We start from the raw sequence: 23,178 nt of genomic DNA on the forward strand, positions 1-23,178 counted from the left end.
CCTACTGCTGCGGCCGGCCGGTGACGGGGGCATCGGCGGAGGCGTCGGCGGACGGGGTGACCGTCACGGTCACCGTGGGCGTCGGGGTCGGCCTGGGCTTGGGCGGCAGCACCTCGTCGCGCGGGTCCTTCTTCGGGGCGCGTACGACGACACCGACGATGTCGAGCTTGGTGAAGGAGACGTACGGCGTGACGTACACGGTGCGGGTCAGGTCGCCGCCGGAGGGGTCGACGCGGGAGACCACGCCGACCGGGACACCGGGCACGAACGGGCGGTCGGCCTGCGAGCCGAAGGTGACCAGGCGGTCGCCCTTCTTCACGTCCGCCTTGGCGTTGAGCAGCTGCACACGCAGCGGACGGTCGCCCTGACCGGAGGCGAAGCCGAGTTCGTCGCTGCCCTCCATGCGGGTCCCGACGGTGAAGTCGGGGTCGTTGGCGAGCAGGACGGTGGCGGTGTCGGGGCCGACGGTGGTGACGCGGCCGACCAGGCCGTCGGCGTTCAGAACGGTCATGTCGCGCCTGATGCCGTCGTTCGCGCCCACGTCGATGGTGACGGTCCAGGAGAAGCCCTGCGCGGCTCCTATCGCGATGACCTGGGCGCCCTTGATGCCGTACTGCCCCCGCCCGGCCAGCTTCAGCATCCTGTCCAGCTGGTTCAGCCGGCTGCGGTTGCGGTCGTCGCTGCCGAGCTCGGCCTTGAGGGCGGCGTTCTCCTTCTCCAGCGCGGCGAGCCGGTCATGGCGCTCCCCGGAGTCGCGGACCGCGGAAATCGCGTTGCCGACCGGGTTCACCACGGCCGACATGCCGCTTTGGACCGGGCCGAAGACGGTGGCGGCGGCCTGCCGGGCGCCGTCCACGGGAGAGTTCTCCCCACCGCGGATGTCCACTGTGATCAGCGCGAACGCGATGGCGACCAACAGCACCAGGAGTAGCCGGCTCTCTTTCGTGTCCCTCACGTGCGACGGCCGTGCCCTTCCTCATAGGAACCGGGTGGCCCCCGAGAAGCGCTGGCCTTGAGCGCGATCCCAAGGGGCCCTTTTGCGGGAGTTTATGCCTCTATATCAACGATCCGCCGTACGAAGGAGGATCGGCTCGTACGGCGGAATCGAAAAGTTGTGTTATCTGCGTGGCTGGGCGTCGAGGACCTGCTGGAGCGCCTCGAACTCCTCGACGCACTTGCCCGATCCGAGCGCCACGCTGTCCAGCGGGTCCTCGGCGATGTGGATCGGCATGCCGGTCTCCTGGCGCAGCCGCTCGTCCAGGCCGCGCAGCAGCGCCCCGCCGCCGGTCAGAACGATTCCCCGGTCCATGATGTCGCCGGACAGCTCCGGCGGACACTTGTCGAGTGTCGTCTTGACCGCGTCGACGATCGCGTTGACCGGCTCCTCGATCGCCTTGCGCACCTCGGAGGCCGAGATGACGACGGTCTTCGGCAGCCCGGAGACCAGGTCCCGGCCGCGGATCTCGGTGTGCTCGTCGGTGCCGAGGTCGTACGCCGAGCCGATCGTGATCTTGATCTGCTCCGCCGTCCGCTCGCCCAGCAGAAGGGAGTACTCCTTCTTGACGTGCTGGATGATCGCGTTGTCCAGCTCGTCGCCGGCGACACGGATGGACTGGGCGGTGACGATGCCGCCGAGCGAGATGACCGCGACCTCCGTGGTGCCGCCGCCGATGTCCACCACCATGTTGCCCGTGGCCTCGTGGACCGGCAGGCCGGAGCCGATGGCCGCGGCCATCGGTTCCTCGATGATGTGCACCTGGCGGGCGCCGGCCTGGGTGGAGGCCTCGATGACGGCACGGCGCTCGACGCCGGTGATGCCGGAAGGCACGCAGACCACGACCCGCGGACGAGCCAGATACCGCCGCTTGTGGATCTTCAGAATGAAGTAGCGGAGCATCCGCTCGGTGATCTCGAAGTCCGCGATGACGCCGTCCTTCAGGGGACGTACGGCAACGATGTTGCCCGGCGTGCGCCCGATCATCTTCTTCGCCTCGGCGCCGACCGCGAGGATGCCACCGGTGTTCGTGTTGATCGCGACGACGGACGGCTCGTTGAGTACGATCCCGCGACCCCTGACGTACACCAGCGTGTTGGCGGTCCCGAGGTCGACAGCCATGTCACGGCCGATGAACGACATTGAGTTCCCCATCAGGATTCGTCTGGCCTTCCCTGGGAGCTTTGAAGGCTTTTCAGGTACGGCGAGGGCGGGTGCTGTGGCGTGAAGGCTTACATCGTAGACGTGCCTGCACGAACACTGCGCGAGGGTCTCCGCCATTGTCAGCGGATGGCCTACCGCCTCGCTTGTGGAGACGGCCCATCGGAGGCACTGGTTCCCCCGATCGGCACCCTTTGCGTGGCGGAGCGGCCGGTCGTGCACGGCCGCCCAGGCCGGGCGGCCGGTGGAACTGATGGATCGTCAGGAAAAGCGGCCGGAGCCAGGGGTCAGCCGCGGTCCGGGAAGAAGATCTTGATCTCGCGCTCGGCGGACTCCGCGGAGTCGGAGGCGTGGATCAGGTTCTCCCGGACGATCACACCGTAGTCGCCGCGGATCGAGCCGGGAGGAGCGGCGATCGGGTCGGTGGGCCCGGCCAGGGTGCGCACGCCCTCGACGACCCGCTCACCCTCGACGATCATGGCGACCGCCGGACCGGACGACATGAACTCCACCAGCGGCTCGTAGAAGGGCTTGCCCTTGTGCTCGCTGTAGTGCTGTTCCAGGGTCTCGGTGTCCAGGGTGCGGAGCTCCAGCGCGGTGATCCGCCAGCCCGCCTTGCGCTCGATACGGCCGATGATCTCGCCGATCAGGCCACGACGGACGGCGTCGGGCTTGAGCAGGACAAGGGTGCGCTGGGTCACGATGGGGCTCCTTCTTGCCACATGAGGTGCGGTGGAACGAGGTTACAGGGCTGTGGTCACGCAGGGTCGGGGGAGGAGGGGTTCGCCTCCCCGGAGCCGTCGGCCCGGGCGGCGAACCTGGCCTTCGCCTCGTCGACCTTCCGTCCGTAGTGCACCGACGCCCACCACAGGGCCGCGAACACCGCGCCGAGGAAGAACATCATCGGCACCACGAAGCCGGAGGCGATCAGCGCGACCTGCAGCACCCAGCCGAGGGCCACACCGCCGGGCCTGGTCACCAGGCCGCACAGCAGCAGGCACAGCAGCATGACGGTGCCGCTGACCGACCATACGGCCGTCATGGACAGATCAGGGTCCTTCATGGCGACCAGACCGGCGAACCCCACGATGAGGAACTCGCCGATCAAGGTCGAGGAACACAGCGTACGCACGAGACGTCAGCCCCTCCCGAGAAGCAGTCGGGCCTCACCGACGGTGATGACGGAACCGGTGACCAGAACACCGCCACCGGCGAACTCGCCCTCTTCCTCGGCGAGTGTGATCGCGGCCTCCAGCGCGTCGGGCAGGCGCGGTTCGACCTGGACCCGCTCCTCGCCGAAGACCTCGACGGCGATCGCGGCCAGCTCGTCGGCGTTCATCGCGCGGTGGCTGGAGTTCTGCGTGATCACGACCTCCGCGAGGATCGGCTCGAAGGCCTCGAGCAGACCGCGCGCGTTCTTGTCGCCACTGGCTCCGACCACGCCGATCAGCCGGCTGAAGCCGAACGCCTCCTGGATCGCCTCGGCGGCGGCCTGCGCGCCCGCCGGGTTGTGCGCGGCGTCCAGCACCACGGTCGGCGAGCGCCGGACGACCTCCAGCCGGCCCGGCGAGGCGACGGACGCGAACGCCTTGCGGACGGTCTCCTCGTCCAGCGGCTCGGCGCGCTGGGTCCCGACGCCGAAGAACGCCTCCACGGCGGCGAGCGCCACGGCGGCGTTGTGCGCCTGGTGGGCGCCGTGCAGCGGCAGGTACACCTCGGAGTACTCGCCGCCCAGGCCGCGCAGGGTGAGCAGCTGCCCGCCGACGGCCACCTGCCGCGCCAGGACACCGAACTCCAGCCCCTCGCGGGCGACCGTCGCATCGGCCTCCACGGCCTTCTTCAGCAGCGCCTGGGCGGCATCCACCGGCTGCTGCGCCATGATCACGGAGGCGCCCGGCTTGATGACGCCGGCCTTCTCGACCGCGATCTCACCCGGTGTGGCGCCGAGCCGGTCGGTGTGGTCGAGGGAGATGGGGGTGACGACGGCGACGTCCGCGTCGATGACATTGGTGGCGTCCCAGCTGCCGCCCATGCCCACCTCGACGACGGCCACGTCCACCGGTGCGTCGGCGAAGGCGGCGTACGCCATGCCGGTCAGCACCTCGAAGAAGGACAGCCGGTACTCCTGCGAGGCGTCGACCATCTCCACGTACGGCTTGATGTCCTGGTACGTCTCGATGAACCGCTCGGCGGAGACCGGCGCGCCGTCCAGGCTGATCCGCTCGGTGATCGACTGCACATGCGGGGAGGTGTACCGGCCGGTGCGCAGCTCGAAGGCGCCGAGCAGGGCCTCGATCATGCGGGCGGTGGAGGTCTTGCCGTTGGTGCCGGTGATGTGGAGGGAGGGGTACGAGCGCTGCGGCTCGCCCAGGACGTCCATCAGCGCGGAGATCCTGGTGACCGAGGGCTCCAGCTTGGTCTCGCCCCACCGGGTCGCCAGCTCCCCCTCGACCTCCCGCAGCGCCTTGTCCAGCTCGGGGTCCTTCGGCCGCGCCGGTACCTCCGCCCGCGGCGGTCCGCCCTGGGTCCGCAGGGTACGGCTGCCGGCCTCGATCACCGCGAGATCGGGGTCGCGGTCGGTCTCGGCCGCGATGATCTCGTCGAAGGAGTCGAGGGGACCGGGCTGCTCGTCGTTGTCGTACGGGGGGAGGTCACTCACGGTGCCCAGTGTACGGAGCGTCGCCGGCAGACGTGGGCGAAGGCCCCCGGGCCCGGTGCCCGGGGGCCTTCCGCCTCCGTCCTGCGGATGCGCTCCCCGCTCCCGCGGGTGCTATCCCTGCTGGGGCAGCCGCTCCAGCTGCGCGGTGATCCGTGCGATGTCCTCCTCGGCCTTGGCCAGCCGTCCCCGGATCTTCTCGACCACATGGCCGGGCGCCTTCGACAGGAAGGCCTCGTTGCCCAGCTTGGCCTCGGCCTGCTGCCGCTCCTTCTGCGCCGCCGCCAGGTCCTTCGCCAGCCGCTTGCGCTCCGCCGCGACATCGATCGCCCCGGACAGGTCCAGCGCGACCTCCACACCCGCCACCGGCAGCGTCGCCGTGGCGGTGAAGGAGTCGCCCTCCGGCTGCAGCCGCAGCATCTGCCGGATCGCCGCCTCGTGCGCGGCCAGCGTCGTGCCGTCCAGCTTCAGCCGCGCCGGCACCCGCTGTCCCGGCTGCAGGCCCTGGTCGGCCCGGAAGCGCCGCACCTCGGTGATGACGGACTGCAGCGTCTCGATCTCCCGCTCGGCCTCCTTGTCCCTGAAGCCGCTGTCGGCCGGCCACTCGGCGATGACGACCGACTCACCGCCCGTCAGGGCGGTCCACAGCCTCTCCGTGACGAACGGCATGACCGGGTGCAGCAGCCTCAGGGTGACGTCCAGGACCTCGCCCAGCACCCGCCGGGAGACCTCGGCCGCCTCGCCGCCCGCCTGGAAGGTGGTCTTGGACAGCTCGACGTACCAGTCGAAGACCTCGTCCCACGCGAAGTGGAACAGCGCGTCGGACAGCTTGGCGAACTGGAAGTCGTCGTAGTACGCGTCGACTTCGGCGACGACCGAGTTCAGCCGGGACAGGATCCAGCGGTCGGTCGCCGACATCTTCGAGGCGTCGGGCAGCGGACCGTCCACCGTCGCGCCGTTCATCAGCGCGAAGCGCGTCGCGTTCCAGATCTTGTTGGCGAAGTTGCGCGAGCCCTGGACCCACTCCTCGCCGATCGGGACGTCCACGCCCGGGTTGGCACCGCGCGCGAGCGTGAACCGGAGTGCGTCGGAGCCGTACCTGTCCATCCAGTCCAGCGGGTTGACCGCGTTGCCGAAGGACTTCGACATCTTCTTGCCGAACTGGTCGCGGACCATGCCGTGCAGGGCGATGGTGTGGAACGGCGGGGTGCCGTCCATCGCGTACAGGCCGAACATCATCATCCGGGCGACCCAGAAGAAGAGGATGTCGTAGCCGGTGACCAGGACGGAGTTCGGGTAGAACTTCGCGAGGCTCTCGGTCCGTTCGGGCCAGCCGAGCGTGGAGAAGGGCCACAGGGCGGAGGAGAACCAGGTGTCGAGGACATCGGTCTCCTGGTGCCAGCCCTCGCCGCTCGGCGGTTCCTCGTCGGGGCCGACGCAGACGACCTCGCCGTCCGGGCCGTACCAGACGGGAATCCGGTGCCCCCACCACAGCTGCCGCGAGATGCACCAGTCGTGGAGGTTGTCGACCCAGTCGAAGTACCGCTTCTCCATCTCCTGCGGATGGATCGTGACGCGGCCGTCGCGGACGGCGTCACCGGCGGCCTTGGCCAGCGGGCCGACCTTGACCCACCACTGCATGGACAGACGCGGCTCGACGGTGGTCTTGCAGCGTGAGCAGTGGCCGACGGAGTGGACGTAGGGCCGCTTCTCGGCGACGATCCGGCCCTCGGCGCGCAGCGCGCCGACGATGGCGGAGCGGGCCTCGAACCGGTCCAGGCCCTGGAAGGGGCCGTGCGCGGTGATGACGGCGTGCTCGTCCATCACGGTGATGGCCGGCAGGTTGTGGCGGCGGCCGATCTCGAAGTCGTTCGGGTCGTGCGCCGGGGTGACCTTGACGGCTCCGGTGCCGAACTCGGGGTCGACGTGCTCGTCGGCGACGACGGGGATGGACCGGTCCGTCAGCGGCAGCTTGACGTGCTTGCCGACGAGGTGCCGGTAGCGCTCGTCGTCGGGGTGAACGGCGACCGCGGTGTCACCGAGCATGGTCTCGGCACGGGTGGTGGCGACCACGATGGTGTCGTCGCCCTCGCCGTACTTCATCGAGACGAGCTCGCCGTCGTCCTCCTGGTACTCCACCTCGATGTCGGAGATGGCGGTGAGGCAGCGCGGGCACCAGTTGATGATGCGCTCGGCGCGGTAGATCAGCCCGTCGTCGTAGAGCCGCTTGAAGATGGTCTGGACGGCCCGGGAGAGCCCCTCGTCCATGGTGAAGCGCTCACGCGACCAGGCGACGCCGTCGCCGAGGCGGCGCATCTGACCGGAGATCTGCCCGCCGGACTCGTTCTTCCACCGCCAGACGCGCTCGACGAAGGCCTCACGGCCCAGGTCGTGCCGGGACTTGCCCTCCTTGGCGAGCTCGCGCTCGACGACGTTCTGGGTGGCGATGCCCGCGTGGTCCATGCCGGGCTGCCACAGCGTCTCGTACCCCTGCATGCGCTTGCGGCGGGTGAGGGCGTCGATGAGCGTGTGCTCGAAGGCGTGCCCCAGGTGGAGCGAGCCGGTGACGTTCGGCGGCGGGATGACGATGGTGTACGGCGGCTTGTCGCTCTTCGCGTCCGCCTCGAAGTACCCCCGCTCTACCCAGCGCTCGTACAGCGGCCCTTCTACGTCGGCCGGCGCGTACTGGGTCGGCAGTTCGGTGGCGGGCGCTGATGGCTGGTGCTGAGCGTTCTCGGTCACGGGGTCAGTTTAGAGGTGTCACAGCACGGTCCCGAAACGCGTTTGTTCTGTAACGGTGCGGGCCCCCGCCGCCCCGGCTGTCGGTGGTCTGGGTCAGGATGTCAAGGACACATAAGCGCACTGGAGGGGAACCCAGTCATGAGCAGCAATCAGCCGGGCCCGTACGGGCAGCCCCAGCAGCCCGGACCGTACGGGCAGCCGGGGCCCTACGGCCAGCCGCCGCAGGCGCCGCCCGCGCAACCCGGTTACGGCTACCCTCAGCAGACCCCTCCGCCTCAGCCCGGTTACGGCTATCCGCAGCAGCCCGCCGCCCCGGGCGTCCCGCCCCAGCCGGGGCCCTACGGTCAGCAGCCGCCGTACGGCCAGCCCCCGTACGGCACCACTCCCCCGTCCCCGGCCCCGAGCGGCGGCAAGGGCGGCCGGACGGCGGCCCTGGTCGTCGGCGCGGTGGCGGTCGTGGCGGCGATCGCGGTGGGCGCGTACTTCGTGTTCGGCGGGAGCGGTTCGGACATCGCGGACGACGGCCCGCACAAGCTGACGACACCGCCGACGGTGCTGACGGAGTACAAGAAGGGCGAGAGCGAGAGCGGGTCCCTGACCAAGAAGGACCTGGAGGACGCCGAGAAGTGGGGCGTGCACGACCCCAAGGACGTCAGCGCCCAGTACCAGGCCGGGGACAAGGACAACCCCCTGAGCCAGAAGCTGATCCAGTTCGGCGGCGTCTACGGCTCCATCGACGATCCCGAGAAGACCGTCGACGCGATGTTCGCGCACATGAAGGACAAGACCAAGGAGGACGAGGACAAGGACGTCACGCTGGTCGGCGACCCGAAGGCCTACACGCCGTCCTCGCTCGAGGGCGCGGTCCTCAAGTGCCAGCAGGCCAAGGTCGACAACTCCTCCAACGCCGGCGCCGCGGGCGGGCCGAAGGAGATGACCATGGCCATCTGCATCTGGGGCGACCACAGCACGCTCGGCATCGTCATGCCGATGGAACTCGCCAGCCTCGCGTCGGGCAAGAGCGCGGACCTGGAGGAGGCCGCCGACCTGACCGCCAAGTTCCGCAAGGAGGTGCGCGTCAAGGCCTGACGCGCCCCGTACGGCACCTCGTACGGCAAAGGGCCCCGGTCGGTCGACCGGGGCCCTTTTCTGTGGGCCTTCTGCGGGTTCTGCGGGCTTTCCGCCGGTGGCCGGTTCCCGGCCGGTCTTCTGCCGGCGGTCGTCCGGCTCGTCCGTGCCGCGGCGGTCAGGCCGTCTTCTGCTCGCCCGGTCCCCGGCCGCGCGCGTCCCTCGGGATCAGGGTCGGGTTGACGTTGGAGCGGACGACGTCGGCGGTGATGACGACCCTCGCCACGTCCTTGCGCGACGGCACCTCGTACATCACCGACATCAGGACCTCCTCCATGATGGCGCGCAGACCGCGGGCGCCGGTCTGGCGGAGGATGGCCTGGTCGGCGATGGCCTCCAGGGCCTCGCGCTCGAACTCGAGTTCCACACCGTCGAGCTCGAACAGGCGCTTGTACTGCTTGACCAGGGCGTTGCGCGGTTCGACCAGGATCTTGAGCAGGGCCTCCCGGTCCAGGTTGTGCACGCTCGTGATCACCGGCAGACGGCCGATGAACTCCGGGATCATCCCGAACTTGACCAGGTCCTCGGGCATGACGTCCCGGAACAGGTCCTTGTCCGCCAGCTCCCGCTTGGAACGGATCGTCGCGCCGAAGCCGATGCCCTTGGCACCCGCCCGCCCCTCGATGATCTTCTCCAGGCCCGCGAAGGCACCGCCCACGATGAACAGGACGTTCGTGGTGTCGATCTGGATGAACTCCTGGTGCGGGTGCTTGCGGCCGCCCTGGGGCGGAACGGAGGCCGTGGTGCCCTCGAGGATCTTCAGCAGGGCCTGCTGGACGCCCTCGCCGGACACGTCGCGGGTGATGGAGGGGTTCTCGCTCTTCCGCGCGACCTTGTCGATCTCGTCGATGTAGATGATCCCGGTCTCGGCCTTCTTGACGTCGTAGTCGGCCGCCTGGATCAGCTTCAGCAGGATGTTCTCGACGTCCTCGCCCACATAGCCCGCCTCGGTGAGCGCCGTGGCGTCGGCAATGGCGAACGGGACGTTCAGCATGCGGGCCAGCGTCTGGGCCAGCAAGGTCTTGCCGGAGCCCGTGGGGCCCAGCAGAAGGATGTTGGACTTGGCCAGTTCAATGGCGTCGTCACGGCCTTGACCGCCGCCGTTCTCACCGGCCTGGACACGCTTGTAGTGGTTGTACACCGCGACGGACAGGGCCTTCTTCGCGGCTTCCTGGCCGACGACGTACCCGTCCAGGAACTCGTAGATCTCGCGGGGTTTGGGGAGTTCCTCCCAGCCCACCTCGCTGGTCTCCGCGAGCTCCTCCTCGATGATCTCGTTGCAGAGATCGATGCACTCGTCGCAGATGTACACACCGGGCCCTGCGATGAGCTTCTTGACCTGCTTCTGGCTCTTGCCGCAGAACGAGCACTTGAGCAGATCGCCGCCGTCACCGATGCGTGCCACGGTGTGCTTCCCCTTCGCCTGGGAGGCGACTGGACGTGTGGAGTCCAGCCATTTCTGGTGCTGCCTTATGTCGACGGTACCTTGCCGGGCCCCCCGTTCGGGCCCCCCTTGGCACGGTTCACATCGGTGTGCGCCGCGCCAAGGAGCGGCAGACGTCGCTCCCCGGGCTCTCGGCCGTGCTGGAGCACGGGGTGTCCCTCCGCGTCAGCGGAGGGCGGCGTTGTTCATCTTCCGGGTGGAGATGATCTGGTCGATCAGCCCGTACGACAGTGCTTCCTCGGAGGTGAGGATCTTGTCGCGCTCGATGTCCTCGCGGATCTTCTCGATCGGCTGGTTGGAGTGCTTGGCCAGCATCTCCTCCAGCTGCGAGCGCATCCGCAGGATCTCGTTGGCGGCGATCTCCAGGTCGGAGACCTGACCGCGGCCGGTCTCGCTGTACGGCTGGTGGATCAGCACACGGGCGTTCGGCAGCGCCATCCGCTTGCCCGGCGTGCCGGCGGCCAGCAGGACGGCGGCGGCGGAGGCCGCCTGGCCCATGCAGACCGTCTGGATGTCGGGCTTCACGAACTGCATCGTGTCGTAGATGGCCGTCAGCGCCGTGAAGGAGCCGCCGGGGCTGTTGATGTAGACCGAGATGTCCCGGTCGGGGTCCATCGACTCCAGGCACAGCAGCTGCGCCATGACGTCGTTGGCGGAGGCGTCGTCGATCTGGACGCCGAGGAAAATCACGCGCTCCTCGAAGAGCTTCGCGTACGGGTCGTACTCGCGGACGCCCTGGGAGGTGCGCTCCACGAAGCGCGGGATGACGTAGCGGGACTCGGGCACGGGGCCGGTGTACTCGGCGCGTGTACGGTCGTAGAGGCCGCTGCCGGGGAAGTCGTTCACGGTGTCTCTCCTGGAAAGGGGCTGGGCGGTCGGCTGGAGGCTGGTCGGGCTTCACGGAGGCCCCGGGCGTCCTGTGGGGGCCGGGAAGGGCCGGGACTCCGCGGGAGCGGCTCAAGGGGCCGTGGGGACCCCGTGGACGGCTCAGGCCCCGGTGCCGCCGCCGCCCGGCATACCGGCGGCCGAGGTGATGACGTCGTCGATGAGGCCGTACTCCTTGGCCTCATGGGCATCGAACCAGCGGTCGCGGTCGGAGTCGCGGATGATCTGCTCGACCGTCTGGCCGGTGTGGTAGGCGGTGAGTTCCGCCATGCGCCTCTTGGTGTGCAGCAGCCGCTCGGCGTGGATCTTGATGTCCGAGGCCGAGCCTGCCAGGCCGGCGGAGGGCTGGTGGATCAGGATCTCGGCGTTCGGCAGCGCGAAGCGCTTGCCGCGGGTACCGGCGCTGAGCAGGAACTGGCCCATCGAAGCCGCGAGCCCCATGGCGATGGTCACCACGTCGTTCTTGATGTACTGCATGGTGTCGTAGATCGCCATGCCGGCCGTGATCGAACCGCCCGGGCTGTTGATGTAGAGGTAAATGTCCTTGTCCGGGTCGGCGGCGAGCAGCAGCAGCTGCGCGGTGATCCGGTTCGCGATGTCGTCGTCGACCGGCTGGCCGAGAAAAATGATCCGCTCGTTGAGCAGCCGGTTGTAGACCTGGTCGCCGAGGCCACCACCGATGGAAGGCTCGCCGGCGGCGGAGGGCATCAGATTCGTCACGTATCCACCTGCTCGTCTTGCGACGGCACGGGGCCGTCTTACGTGTTCTGCCGGGGGCGTGGGGCCGTCCGGCGCTGTTCGGGGACTCCCCTGCCCTCGTATTCAAGGACCCTAACGCGCAGGCCCGGCGGTGCCATCCCGGTTCCTGGGGTGTTCGCCGGGGGCGTACGCCGTGGTCTCCCTCGGGCCCGTATGTCCCGGGCAGGGGAACGGGCCCCAGGTCACAACGTACCCGGGGCCCGTCCTACGTGCAGGGGGAGGTGCCGTACGACTCGGCTCAGGCCTCGCTCTTCTCCTCGCCCTCGCCCTTGTTCTCGGCGGAGGCCTCGGCCGGCTCGGCGCCCTCGGCGCTCTCGGCGCCCTCGTCCTCGTCGTCCTCCAGGTCGACGACCTGGCCGTTGGTGTCCTTCACGGTCGCGGCCTCGACCACGAGGGCCAGGGCCTTGCCGCGGGCGACCTCGCCGACCAGCAGCGGAACCTGGTTCTGCTGGACGACGGCCTGGGCGAACTGGTCGGGGGACATGCCGGAGGAGGCCGCGCGCCGCATGAGGTGCTCGGTGAGCTCCTCCTGGTTGACGCCCAGCTTCTCCTTGCTGACCAGCTCGTCGAGCACGAACTGGGTCTTGATGCCCTTGATCGCCGCCTCGCGGGTCTCGGTGTCGAACTCCTCGGCGGTCTTGCCCTGGAACTCCAGGTACTTGTCGAGGGTGAGACCCATCTGCGCGAGCTGGTGGTGCTCGAGGTTGTGCTTACGGGTCCTGATCTCGTCCTCGAGGAGCTTCTCGGGGATGGGGACCTCGACCAGCTCGAGCAGCTTCTCCAGGACCCGCTCCTGGGCCTGCGTGGCCTGCTCGAACCGCTTCCTCTCCTCCAGGCGCTTGCGGCTGTCGGCCTTCAGCTCCTCGAGGGTGTCGAACTCGGAGGCGAGCTGGGCGAAGTCGTCGTCCAGCTCGGGCAGCTCCCGGGCGGCGACCTGGGTGACCTTGACGGTGATCTCGGCGTCCTTGCCGGCCGCCGGGCCGCCCTTCAGCTGGGAGGTGAAGGTGGCCTCGCCACCCGCCTCCAGGCCCTTCACGGCGTCGTCGATGCCGTCCAGCAGCTCGCCGGAGCCGATGGTGTAGGAGACACCCTTCGCGACGCCGTCCTCGAGGACCTTGCCGTCGACCTTGGCCTCCAGGTCGATGGTGACGACGTCGCCGTCCTCGGCCGCGCGCTCGACCGGGGTCGTGGAGGCGAAGCGCTCACGCAGCTGCTGAACCGCCTTCTCGACGTCCTCGTCGGTCACCTCGACGGCGTCGACCTCGACCTCGATGCCGGAGTAGTCCGGGATCTCGAGGGTCGGACGGACCTCGACCTCGGCGGTGAAGTTCAGCGTCTCGCCGTCCTTCAGCTCGGTGATGTCGACCTCGGGCTGGCCCAGCGGGCTCAGCTCCGCCTCCCTGACCGCATCGGTGTAGAACCGCGGAAGGGCGTCGTTGACGGCCTCCTCCAGCACCACACCGCGGCCGAACCGCTGGTCGATGATCCGGGGCGGGACCTTGCCCTTGCGGAAGCCCTTCACCGTGACCTGCTGGTTGATCTTCTTGTACGCCGCGTCGAGGCTGTCCTTGAGCTCCTCGAAGGGCACCTCGACAGTGAGCCGAACCCGGGTCGGGTTCAGGGTCTCCACGGCGCTCTTCACGGTTCGGTCTCCTTGTGGCTGAAACTTCTGGGAATGTGCCGGGGGCGAGTGGTTCCGGCGGATGTTTCGCCGCCCGGAGGCGTTCGCAGCCCCAGCAGGACCGGACACACGGGCGCGCAGTCTGCATAGTAACCGCAGCCACTGGGCGCCCCAAAAGGCGATCACCGAGGCGATCACTCGCGATGACACCGACCGGAAGCCGGCGGTTGGTCGGGGTGGCGGGATTTGAACCCACGGCCTTCCGCTCCCAAAGCGGACGCGCTACCAAGCTGCGCCACACCCCGTCTGGTGTGCGACACGTAGGGTACATGGCCGCAGGCAGTGCGGCCGTCGCGTTCTCCGGGTACCAAGGCGCACCAGGAAGCACACGGGTTGCAGAAGGTCGCAGAGGTGGGCACCGGCGTGCACCCGACGGCTCACGGGTGCGTACGAATGGCGTACGGAACCGGCGTACGCCTCCGGGGCGTGCGGCAACGCCCCTCGACCCGCTACCATGCCTGCGTGTGCCGCGGTCGGCAGACCTGCGGCGCGTACTGTGTGCGGGCGTAGCTCAATGGTAGAGCCCCAGTCTTCCAAACTGGCTACGCGGGTTCGATTCCCGTCGCCCGCTCTGCACGGCTCAGGGCCAGGTCGGAGGGCGTTTCCCCGGCCTGGCCCCGGTCGTTTCCGGGGGACGTGATCGGCAGGGGACGCGCTCGGTCCGCCGCGTCCCCACGCGGTCTTCACGTGCCGCCCCCGGTCGAGGCCGCGAGGGTACTGCCGGTGTGCTGAAGATCATGAAAGCGCCGCCCCCCATGATCCCCGCGTGATCCCCGCGCCGCTCCGCACCTCGAGTCACAGCCGGCTGACGCGGTTCCGGCGGGGGATGAAGGGGGATGAAGACGAAGCCCGGCGCTGCCACCGCTCCCGCCGCTCCCACCCTTCCCCCGATCAGCCCCCCCCGATCAGCCGACCGCCCCACGGCCGGGGACCACAGCAACCACCGCGACCGTCCGCCGCCGGGCCGGGCGACGGCCGGACGGCGCACCCAGGCGGTCGCACAGGCCGTGCGCCCCCCTGCGCGCCTGATCGGCCGGCGCCCGGTGGAGAGCAGCGGGGCAGGCCGGCGAGCGCCCCGCGGACGAGCAGGCCACCGCCCCACCAGGCCGGCAGCCGTCCGCACGCGCGCTTCAGATGCCTCGGACGTTTCAGAAACTGATCGAATTGATCGTCTGCGCTATCGCGTCCAGGAAGCGGTTGATCGACGGGGCCATGCCGGTGGAGGCGAGGAAGAAGCCGAAGAGCACGGCGACAAGAGCCGGCCCCGGCTTGATGGATCCCCCACGGAGCAGCACCACCAGGATGATCGCCAACAGCAGCACCACGGACAGTGAAATGGCCACAACTGATCACACCCTCGGTCGGTCCGCTCTCCCGGCCCGGGGGCACCGGCCCCACGCGCCCCGTTGGAACCATCGTGCCACCAACACGGCTTTCCTATGCGGGAGCTGACGATCCATCGAACAAGGCGGGAACACCGGTATCGGACCCACAATGCCGGCGTCGCTCATCGGCCGCTTCTCTCGGGGCAATTCGGCGCTTCCCGCCACCATGCCTCAGCAGCGAATCGAGCAGCTTCGTTTCAGGGTCCATACACCATATTCACAAGGCATGTGAATTCCCGTCGCACTGCATGCACCATGGGTCAACTTATCGCCATGAATCCTGACATCAGGGGCGAAGATGGTGTGCCCGAACGGGGTGGACGATGTGTCGATCATCACCCTTCGGTCACGCACCTTTCGCCAATTCCCGGGTAGCCGCCGCGAATAGCAAGGACTGCCGTCACGGCATTCCGCACCATCCGACGGACAACGTTAGGGTGCCTCAGATGTTGCACGCTGCCTCGTTCCCAGACCCGAACAGGAAACCGCTTCTCCCGGCACGGTCGTCCGCACCGGAGGGAGCCGGTCCGCAGCGGCCCGGCGAGCAGGGCGGAAGATCCGGCGAGCAGCGCGATCCGTTCTTCGACAACGCGAAGTATCTGGCGATCGTGCTGGTGGGCATGGGGCACACCTGGTCGGCGATCAAGAACGACATCCGGGCCCTGGAAGCCGCGTACAACGTCGTCTACCTCTTCCACATGCCGGCGTTCATCATCATCTCCGGCTTCTTCTCCCGTGGTTTCGATCTTCGTCCGCACCGGTTGAAGCGGCTGATCACCGGCGTTCTCGTGCCGTATGCCGTCTTCCAGTTCGCCTATTCGCTCTTCCGGATCCTCGCCGGCCGGTCCGACGACCGGCTGGTCAACCTCTTCTCCCCCTGGTACCTGACCTGGTTCCTGTGCGCCTTGTTCCTCTGGCGTCTGACCGCGCCCGTCTGGAAACTGGTGCGCCGGCCCGTGCCCGTCGCTCTCGGTGTCGCCATGCTGGCCTCGGTGACCCCGGGCATGGGCGGCGCACTGGAACTCCAGCGCGTCTTCCAGTTCCTGCCCTGCTTCGTGCTGGGCCTGTGCCTGAAGCCCGAGCACTTCCGTCTGGTGCGCCGCCGTTCGGCGCGGATCCTGTCGGTGCCGGTGCTCGTACTGGCGTCGCTCCTCGGCTGGTGGAGCGTGCCGTACCTGGACGTCATGTGGGTGTACCGGAACAGTGCCGCGCAGGACCTGGGTGCTCCGTGGTGGGCCGGGCCGGTCATGGTGCTGGCGCTGTTCGGCTGTGCGGTGGTGCTGACCGCCTGTTTCCTCGCCTGGGTGCCGGGCCGGCGGATGTGGTGCACGGTGCTCGGCGCGGGCACGCTGTACGGCTATCTGCTGCACGGCTTCGTGGTCAAGGGCGTGCTGTACGCGGGCGGGTTCGACGCGGAGTGGCTGCGCAGCCCGCTCGGCGCCCTCGTCGCCACCCTTCTCGCGGCGGGCGGCATGACCCTTCTGTGCACCCCGCCCGTGCGACGTGTCTTCCGGTGCGTCATGGAGCCGAGGATGGACTGGGCCTTCCGGCAGGACACGGTCCGGCCGGCCCGGGAGCGCGAGCGGTCGGCGGGCCGCGGCAGCGGGTGCGAGGCGGCGGTGGCGCGCTGAGAGCGGCACGCCCCCAGCGGCGCATGGACGATCGGGCCGGGGCCGCCCGCGGGTGACCGCGGACGGCCCCGGCCCGTTGTGCGGTGTCTCAGGCGGCCTGGCCGCCCTTGAGATGGCGCATCAGCTGTTCGAAGTGCTGCCAGCCCGACAGGTCGGACGGGTCGCCGGGGAAGGGGTAGTACAGCGCGGGGCGGGTCCGCGGGCCCAGTTCGCGCGGCGGCTGGGCGAGCGGGGTGCGCCGGGCGCGGTCGGAGGGCAGGGAGCGGACCTCCTCGGCGCCGAGCACGAAGGCGTACGGCACACCCGGCCCCTCGAAGTGCGGCGGCACCGACAGGTCGCGGCGGGCCTTGCGGATCTGCACCAGCATGGACTGCAGGTCGTGCCGGGTGGCGAGGACCTCCGCGGCCCGGGGGACCGCGTCCTGTGGGATCTCCTCCCCGGGGCCGTAGCCGAACGCCAGCGTGACGTCCTCCTCCACCCCGCCCTTCGTACGGGAGATGCGCACCGTGGCCAGCCCCGGGCGCTCCGGGCTGCCGACGACCACCAGCCAGGTCGGCTCGGGGGCCCGTTCGTGGGCCATGTCCGTGAGCTGCCGCAGCGACCAGGGCAGGTTGACGGGCTCCTCCGTGCCCCAGCCGGCCGGCGGCTCGCCGGTGATCTCGCGCCACACGGCCTCCAGGGAGCCGCCGAGGACCAGGCGGTCGTCGGCCGGGTGGACGGTGCGGTAGGAGACGGCGAGCTGGCGTTCGCCCGTGTCCGCGACGTCCCGGGTGAAGGACTCGGCGACCGGGGTGCGCGGGTCGTCGGGGGTGGCCCCGGGCGACCGGACGGGCATGAACAGGCCGTCCCTCCACTCCAGTACGGCCCCGGACAGACCGTCGTAGTAGCCGGCCTTCTCGTCCTGCACGACCCATCGCGAGGGCCAGCCCGGCAGACTGGCGCGCACCGCCGGGGACAGGCGGGTGCCGGGCGGTGTGACGATCTGGAGTCCCAGCTCGGCGTCCGCCGCCGCCCGGAAGGCGTCCGCGAGCCAGGCGGTCATCGCGACCACCGGGCGGTCCTGGATGACGACGGCGACCTTGTCGGTGAGTACGTCCACGGCGGGCTGGGCGGCGGCCGGCGCGGGCACCGCGCTCACCCCGTCCGTCTTCACCACGGCCAGCGACCGCGCGGCCTGCGGGGGCCAGGCGGTGCCGCCGACGAGCGTGGCCAGCCGGGCCGCGAAGGTGCCGGCGAGTTTCTCGCCCTCCGTCACGCCGGTGGTGGCCCGGGCCTCGGTCCACCAGTACGGCACCGGGGGCTCGCTCGCCCCGAGCAGCCGCTGGGCCTCGCCCCTGACCTGGACGAGCAGCGGGGCCTCGATGGAGACGAGGGGGCGCCCCTGTTCGTCGCAGAGCCGCACCACCGCGCCGTCGCCCTCGGTGCCCACCAGCTTGTCGGGGCCGCCGGAGAGCAGGCCCGCGAGCACGCTCAGCGGGTCGGGCATCTTCTGGGTCAGGGCGATGACGTCCTTGGTCATGAGTGGTTCACCTGCTCCCGGCGTGGACGGTCTGGATCAGCCGGCTGGGCTCTCCCCTGCGGACCAGCACCCCGCGGCCGGGCGGCTGCTGGCTCGGGTACACCCCGGGGAAGAGCTGGCCCTCGCTGCGGTCTCCGGACATCACCAGTACCGAGGCGCCGGACTCGCGCAGGCCCTGCACCAGCGGTTCGTACAGGCCGCGGGAGGCGCCCGCGACCCGGCGGGTGAGGACGAAGTGCAGGCCGATGTCGACGGCGGAGGGGATGTACGGCACGAAGGGCGCGAGCGGCTGCTGGCCCGCGGTGGTCAGGACGTCGTAGTCGTCGACGAGGATCACGATGCGCGGGCCCGAGCCCCAGCTGCCGGGTTCCAGGTCGGCGGGGTCGGCGCTCTCGTCCGGCAGCCGCTTCTCCAGCTCGTTCGCGATACCGGCGGCCAGCGCCCCGCACAGCTTGGTGTTGTAGGCGTAGCCGCCGCGGTACTCCTCCGGGATGGCACCGCGCAGGCCGCGGCGGGGGTCCATGATGCCGAAGACCAGTTCCTCGTCGCTGTAGCGCTCGATCAGGCCCTGGGCGATCACCTTGAGCAGGTTGGTCTTGCCGCACTCGCTGTCGCCCATGATCAGCAGATGCTGGTCGTGCTCGAACAGGTCGAGCAGGACGGGGGCCAGCCTCGTCTGGTCCAGGCCGATGGGCACCCGGCGCGGCTCGGCCGCCGGGCCGGGCAGCTGGTCCGGCTGGAGGAGGTGCGGCAGCACCCGCACCGGCTGGGCGACCTCGCCGGTCCAGGTGGCGCGGATGGTGCGGGCCGTGCGCTCCAGGACCGCGCCGAGGTCGGCGGTGTCGGCGAGGCCGTCGGTCCGGGGCAGGGCGACCTGGGCGAACAGCTTGCCGTCGGTGAGGGCGCGGCCCTTCTCCTCGGGCGAGAGCGTCTCGGCGAGCTTGCGGTCGATGCTCGACTCGGTCGGGTCGTTCAGCCGCAGTTCGATACGGGTGCCGAACTGGGACTGGGTGGCGATGCGCACGTCGTTCCAGCGCAGCATGCCGGCGACGACGTGGATGCCGTAGCCGCTGCCGCGCTTGAGGATGTCGACGACCGCGTCGTCCAGTTCCTCGAAGTCGTCGCGCAGCGCGCCGAAGCCGTCGATGAGCAGCACGATCTCCGTGGAGGCCAGCTCGGGCAGCTTTCCCGCGGCGCGCAGGGTGCGCAGCTGTTCCAGGGAGTCGATGTTGTGGACGCGGAACAGCTCCTCGCGCTGGTCGAGCATGTCGCGCACGGAGTCGATGGTGCGGGCGGCGCGCTCGCGGTCGGCGCGGCCGGCGACCCCGCCGACGTGCGGCAGCCCGGAGAGGGCCTGCAGACCGCCGCCGACCAGGTCCAGGCCGTAGATGCCGACCTCCTGCGGGGTGTGCGTCAGGGCCAGGGACAGGGCGAGGGTGCGCAGCAGGGTGGTCTTGCCCGACTGGGGGCCGCCGATGACGGCCGCGTGGCCGCCCGCGACCGTGAGGTCCAGGTACCACTTGCCCTGCCACTGCCGGGTCGGGTCGTCGAGGATGCCCAGCGGCACCTGGAGCGGGCCGCGGCGCTCCGCCAGCTGGGTGCCGCGTGCGCCCACCTCGACGGGGCCCGCGACCTTGTCGAGCGAAATGGCCTCGGGCAGCGGGGGCAGCCAGATCCGGCGTACGGGCCGGGCGCCGGCGTTCTCGATCCGCTCGACGAGGACGCCCATCTCGGTCGGCCCGGTCTCCCGGCGCCGCATCTGCGGCTCCTCGGGGCCCGTGGCCTCCTCCCGGCCGAGGGTGTTGTACGCCTCGTACTCCAGGGCGAGCGGCCCGGGGTCCTCGGTCTCCTGCCGCACCGGGCCGCGGTAGGCGCCGGAGACGTAGCCGGCCTTGAACCGCTCGTAGTGGCTGGTGTCGACCTTGAGGTAGCCGAAGCCGGGCAGCGGGGGCAGGTGGAAGGCGTCCGTGGTGTCCAGCACCGTGCGGGACTCGTCGGCGGAGAAGGTGCGCAGGCCGAGCCGGTACGACAGATAGGTGTCCAGGCCCTTCAGCTTGCCGCCCTCGATGCGCTGGCTGGACAGCAGCAGATGCACGCCGATGGAGCGGCCGATGCGGCCGATGGACAGGAACAGGTCGATGAAGTCCGGTTTGGCGGTGAGGAGTTCGCCGAACTCGTCGATGACCACGAACAGGTGCGGCAGCGGTTCGAGGTCGGGGCGCTTCTCCGCGCGCAGCGCGGCGTAGTGGCCGATGTCGGCGACGTTGCCCGCGTCCTTGAGCACCTGCTGGCGGCGCTTGACCTCGCCGGCGAGCGAGGCGTGGACGCGTTCGACGAGGCCGGCCTGGTTCTCCAGGTTGGTGATCACACCGGCGACGTGCGGCAGGCCCGCGAACGGGGCGAAGGTGGCACCGCCCTTGTAGTCGACGAGGACCAGGGCGAGGTCCTCCGGCGGGTGGGTGGCGACCAGGGCGAGGACCAGGGTGCGCAGCAGTTCGGACTTGCCGGAGCCGGTGGCACCGACGCACAGGCCGTGCGGGCCCATGCCGAGTTCGGAGGACTCCTTGAGGTCGAGCAGGACCGGTTCGCGGGCGTCGTTGACGCCGATGGGCACGCGCAGGAAGGCGCGTTCGCCGCGCGGCGCCCAGAGCCGGTCCAGGTCGGGGTCGGCCACGTCGTCGATGCCGAGCAGGTCGGCGAAGTCGACCGGGCCGGCCAGCGGGGCGTCGGCGGCGCCCGTGGAGTCGGCGGACAGCCGCAGCGGGGCGAGCATCCGGGCCAGGCCCTCGGCGAAGGGGACGCTTGCCTCGTCGACCGTGCCGTGGGCGCTGACCGGCTCCGCCTCGCGCAGGTCCTCGATGACGACCCGCTCGCCCTCGACGGTGATGCGCACCCCCACGCTGCCGGGTTCCTGGACGCGTTCGTCGAGCAGGTGGAGCACGGTGACGCCCATGTCGCGCAGGCTCAGCGCGTCGTCGGGGACGGGCAGTTCGACGGCGTCCTCGCCGTGTCCGTCGGCGACGACCAGCAGCCGGGAGGTCAGGGCGAGGGCGTCCTGGCCGGACAGACCGCGGCGCACCTCGGCGGCGTAGGAGGCGCGGCGGCGCAGTTCGGGGCCGATCTGCCGGGCCAGCTGGGGCAGGGAGGGGGCGATGCGGCGGGCGGCGACGGGGCCGTCGAACTGCTCGCTGTCGAGCAGGTGCGGCAGCCACTTGGCCCACTCCCATTCGGCGATCCGGTCGCCGGGGACCGCGAGCGCCATGCCCACGTCGTCGGGGGCGTGGGTGGCGGCGGTCTGCACCATCAGCGCGCGGGCGACCCGGAGGGTGTCCTCGCGGCGGCCGATGACGCTGACGTTGCCGACACGGTCGAGCGGGACGGTGAGCGGCAGTTCGGTGCCGGTGCTGAAGCGGGCCACCAGCGCGGAGGCCTCGTTCAGCATGAACTCGTCGGGCGGGGTGAGCACCGAGGAACCCTGCTGGGCCACCTTCAGATCCCGTACCGGCATCTCCCCGGTGCCGATCCGCACCCGCAGGAAGTCCGCGTCGAGCCTGCGCCGCTCCCACAGCCGGGCGGGGTCGCGCACGATGTCGTACAGGGCGTCCGGGGGCGGGTTGAGCACCTGGGCCCGTTCGCGCCGCTCCCGCTCCTCCCGGGACAGCTCCTCCCGCAGGTCCTCGAGGTAGGCGAGGTAGGCCTCGCGCTGGGTGCGGCGGGTGCGCTGGGCCTTGCCGCGCTGGGAGAACAGCAGGACGAGGGAGCCGGCCAGGGTCACCACGAGGATGATCGCGCCCAGTCCCGCGAACTGGCTGTTGCGGATGACCGTCATCATCACGACGGACGACATCACACCGGCCACGGGCAGCAGCGAGGTGGCGATGGAACCCGTCTTGCCCTCGGGCAGGTTGGGCGGCGCCTCGATGGTGCGCGGCTCGGGGGCCGCCTGGGGCCGGGTGGTCCGAGCCGGTCGGTGGATCAGTCGGGTGGTCATCGTGCCTGCCTCGTCCTCGTGTTTCCCTTTTTCCTCCGCTTTCCCTCCGCTTTCCCTCCGCTTTCCCTCCGCCTTCCCTCCGCCTTCTCTTCCGTCTTTCCCCTCCGTCCAGGGGGTCAACGGCGCTTCTGGGAGAGCTGGAAGACCTCGGCGGCGAGCCCGGTCACGGCCTGCCGGGTGGGCCGGGCGAGCAGCTCGGTGCGGATGGGGCCGCCGGCCGCCAGATGCCGGTCGTACGGCAGGACCCGCACGCTCGCCCCGGTGCTCTTCAGCAGCTCGGCGGCCTTGTCGAGGTCGAGTCCGATGTGCGGCACGGTCTCGGTGAGCACGACGACGGTGGAGGAGATGATGCCCCGGGGCAGGGCGCGCATCCACTCCAGGACGGCATGGGTGCTGGCGATGCCCTCCAGGGTCGCGGGCACGGTGAGCACCCGGGCCTGGGCGGCGGACAGCGCGGTGCGGGCGACCTCGGCGGGCAGGGTCTCGCAGTCGACGACGGTCACCCCGAAGTAGCGGCGCAGCGACACCATGACCCGTTCGTAGCCCTTGGTGTCGAGCATCGCCCCGACCTGGCCCTGACTGCCGGGCAGCAGCCAGGCGTTGTCGGGCAGTTGGACGAGGTAGCCGGTGACGTCGAGCAGGGACATCTGCGGCTCGACGACCTCGGCGAGGTCACCGGTGGTCCAGCGCAGGGTCTCCGCGCCGAGCCGGATGGGCAGCGAGCCGAGCGCCGGGTCCGCCTCGACGACGAGCACCGGGTCGTGGCGGTAGTGCGCGTAGGTGGTGCCGAGCAGCGCGGTGACCGTGGTCTTGCCGGAGCCGCCGCGGATGGAGGTCACGGCGATCTGCCGCCCGGTGGTCACCGCCTGTTGCAGCACCTCGGCGGTGGCGGTGGTCTCGGCGACCTCGCGTGCGGCGGAGGAGGACACGGTACGGCGCAGGGCGCGCAGCGCCCGGGCGGCGAAGGACTCGCCGTGGCGGGGCTCGGTGCCGATCGCGGCGAGCCGCTTGTCGACCACCGGACGGGACTCGGGGGTGCGACGGGTCCGGGCGGGGCGTGCGGCGGCGGGCCGCGGCGCCTGGTGCGGCCGGGCGGCGCGGTCCGCCGGGTACGGCTGCCCGGCCGCGGAGGGCTGTGGAACCGCGGCGGGCTGCCCGGCTGCTGAAGGCTGCGGGACGGCGGCCGGCTGCCCGGCCGCGGG

16 protein-coding genes and 2 tRNA genes are annotated in these 23,178 nt (G+C 70.4%); 3 read left to right on the forward strand and 15 right to left on the reverse strand.

What is annotated here, in order from left to right:
- Position 1: 1 nt before the first annotated feature.
- The 6 genes from mreC to ABD224_RS07750 all read right to left on the reverse strand — a co-directional run bounded on the left by mreC (position 2) and on the right by ABD224_RS07750 (position 7,553).
- Positions 2–955 (reverse strand): rod shape-determining protein MreC, encoded by a 954-nt coding sequence (mreC, locus tag ABD224_RS07725; protein ID WP_344048268.1) that lies wholly within the window; start codon positions 953–955, stop codon positions 2–4.
- 162 nt (positions 956–1,117) lie between these two features.
- Complete coding sequence (locus tag ABD224_RS07730) at positions 1,118–2,137, reverse strand: rod shape-determining protein (protein ID WP_067389847.1); 1,020 nt, start codon at positions 2,135–2,137, stop codon at positions 1,118–1,120.
- A 305-nt stretch (positions 2,138–2,442) separates the two neighbouring features.
- The gene (ndk, locus tag ABD224_RS07735) at positions 2,443–2,856 is read right to left on the reverse strand and encodes a nucleoside-diphosphate kinase (protein ID WP_344048270.1); all 414 of its coding nucleotides are present in this window, start codon (positions 2,854–2,856) and stop codon (positions 2,443–2,445) included.
- A gap of 56 nt (positions 2,857–2,912) precedes the next feature.
- Positions 2,913–3,287, reverse strand: a complete 375-nt coding sequence (locus ABD224_RS07740) for a DUF4233 domain-containing protein (RefSeq protein WP_344048272.1) — start codon at positions 3,285–3,287, stop codon at positions 2,913–2,915.
- A 6-nt stretch (positions 3,288–3,293) separates the two neighbouring features.
- Positions 3,294–4,814, reverse strand: a complete 1,521-nt coding sequence (folC, locus tag ABD224_RS07745; protein ID WP_344048274.1) for a bifunctional tetrahydrofolate synthase/dihydrofolate synthase — start codon at positions 4,812–4,814, stop codon at positions 3,294–3,296.
- Positions 4,815–4,925: 111 nt separating this feature from the next.
- Positions 4,926–7,553 carry a valine--tRNA ligase gene (locus ABD224_RS07750; protein WP_344048276.1) on the reverse strand — a complete coding sequence of 876 codons (2,628 nt, stop codon included), beginning with the start codon at positions 7,551–7,553 and terminating at the stop codon, positions 4,926–4,928.
- 138 nt (positions 7,554–7,691) lie between these two features.
- Here ABD224_RS07750 and ABD224_RS07755 point away from each other — a divergent pair, with 138 nt between their 5' ends.
- Positions 7,692–8,642 (forward strand): hypothetical protein, encoded by a 951-nt coding sequence (locus tag ABD224_RS07755; RefSeq protein ID WP_344048278.1) that lies wholly within the window; start codon positions 7,692–7,694, stop codon positions 8,640–8,642.
- A gap of 157 nt (positions 8,643–8,799) precedes the next feature.
- Here ABD224_RS07755 and clpX read toward each other — a convergent pair whose 3' ends face one another.
- The 5 genes from clpX to ABD224_RS07780 all read right to left on the reverse strand — a co-directional run bounded on the left by clpX (position 8,800) and on the right by ABD224_RS07780 (position 13,695).
- On the reverse strand, positions 8,800–10,086 hold the full coding sequence (clpX, locus tag ABD224_RS07760) for an ATP-dependent Clp protease ATP-binding subunit ClpX (protein WP_067389829.1): 1,287 nt from the start codon (positions 10,084–10,086) through the stop codon (positions 8,800–8,802).
- A 204-nt stretch (positions 10,087–10,290) separates the two neighbouring features.
- A complete protein-coding gene (locus tag ABD224_RS07765; protein ID WP_067389826.1) occupies positions 10,291–10,971 on the reverse strand; it encodes an ATP-dependent Clp protease proteolytic subunit in 681 nt (226 codons plus the stop codon).
- A 141-nt stretch (positions 10,972–11,112) separates the two neighbouring features.
- Positions 11,113–11,718: an ATP-dependent Clp protease proteolytic subunit gene (locus tag ABD224_RS07770; protein ID WP_067390228.1), complete on the reverse strand. Its 606-nt coding sequence runs from the start codon at positions 11,716–11,718 to the stop codon at positions 11,113–11,115.
- 289 nt (positions 11,719–12,007) lie between these two features.
- The gene (gene tig, locus ABD224_RS07775; protein WP_344048282.1) at positions 12,008–13,411 is read right to left on the reverse strand and encodes a trigger factor; all 1,404 of its coding nucleotides are present in this window, start codon (positions 13,409–13,411) and stop codon (positions 12,008–12,010) included.
- Positions 13,412–13,618: 207 nt separating this feature from the next.
- Positions 13,619–13,695: transfer RNA gene (locus tag ABD224_RS07780), tRNA-Pro, on the reverse strand.
- A gap of 255 nt (positions 13,696–13,950) precedes the next feature.
- On the opposite strand from ABD224_RS07780, the gene ABD224_RS07785 reads away from it, so the two are divergent.
- Positions 13,951–14,021, forward strand: a tRNA-Gly gene (locus ABD224_RS07785).
- A 577-nt stretch (positions 14,022–14,598) separates the two neighbouring features.
- Here the strand turns inward: ABD224_RS07785 and ABD224_RS07790 are convergent.
- Complete coding sequence (locus tag ABD224_RS07790) at positions 14,599–14,793, reverse strand: hypothetical protein (RefSeq protein ID WP_344048284.1); 195 nt, start codon at positions 14,791–14,793, stop codon at positions 14,599–14,601.
- Positions 14,794–15,281: 488 nt separating this feature from the next.
- On the opposite strand from ABD224_RS07790, the gene ABD224_RS07795 reads away from it, so the two are divergent.
- A complete protein-coding gene (locus tag ABD224_RS07795) occupies positions 15,282–16,466 on the forward strand; it encodes an acyltransferase family protein (protein ID WP_344048286.1) in 1,185 nt (394 codons plus the stop codon).
- Between the two features lie 88 nt (positions 16,467–16,554).
- On the opposite strand, the gene ABD224_RS07800 is transcribed toward ABD224_RS07795, so the two are convergent.
- The 3 genes from ABD224_RS07800 to ABD224_RS07810 form a co-directional block, all read right to left on the reverse strand.
- Positions 16,555–17,985 carry a DUF6177 family protein gene (locus ABD224_RS07800; RefSeq protein WP_344048288.1) on the reverse strand — a complete coding sequence of 477 codons (1,431 nt, stop codon included), beginning with the start codon at positions 17,983–17,985 and terminating at the stop codon, positions 16,555–16,557.
- A 7-nt stretch (positions 17,986–17,992) separates the two neighbouring features.
- On the reverse strand, positions 17,993–21,976 hold the full coding sequence (eccCa, locus tag ABD224_RS07805) for a type VII secretion protein EccCa (RefSeq protein WP_344048291.1): 3,984 nt from the start codon (positions 21,974–21,976) through the stop codon (positions 17,993–17,995).
- 116 nt (positions 21,977–22,092) lie between these two features.
- Positions 22,093–23,178: MinD/ParA family ATP-binding protein (locus tag ABD224_RS07810; RefSeq protein ID WP_344048293.1), on the reverse strand; the 1,086-nt coding region annotated here is incomplete at its 5' end.

Source organism: Streptomyces thermoalcalitolerans (genome assembly GCF_039525155.1).
In the GTDB taxonomy this organism is placed as follows: Bacteria; Actinomycetota; Actinomycetes; order Streptomycetales; family Streptomycetaceae; genus Streptomyces; species Streptomyces thermovulgaris.

Coding starts and splice junctions, on each gene's coding strand:
- ABD224_RS07730 (WP_067389847.1), bottom strand. CDS start 2,137: ATGTCGTTCATCGGCCGTGACATGGCTGTCGACCTCGGGACCGCCAAC.
- ABD224_RS07755 (WP_344048278.1), top strand. CDS start 7,692: ATGAGCAGCAATCAGCCGGGCCCGTACGGGCAGCCCCAGCAGCCCGGA.
- ABD224_RS07770 (WP_067390228.1), bottom strand. CDS start 11,718: ATGCCCTCCGCCGCCGGCGAGCCTTCCATCGGTGGTGGCCTCGGCGAC.
- ABD224_RS07795 (WP_344048286.1), top strand. CDS start 15,282: ATGTTGCACGCTGCCTCGTTCCCAGACCCGAACAGGAAACCGCTTCTC.
- ABD224_RS07800 (WP_344048288.1), bottom strand. CDS start 17,985: ATGACCAAGGACGTCATCGCCCTGACCCAGAAGATGCCCGACCCGCTG.
- eccCa (WP_344048291.1), bottom strand. CDS start 21,976: ATGACCACCCGACTGATCCACCGACCGGCTCGGACCACCCGGCCCCAG.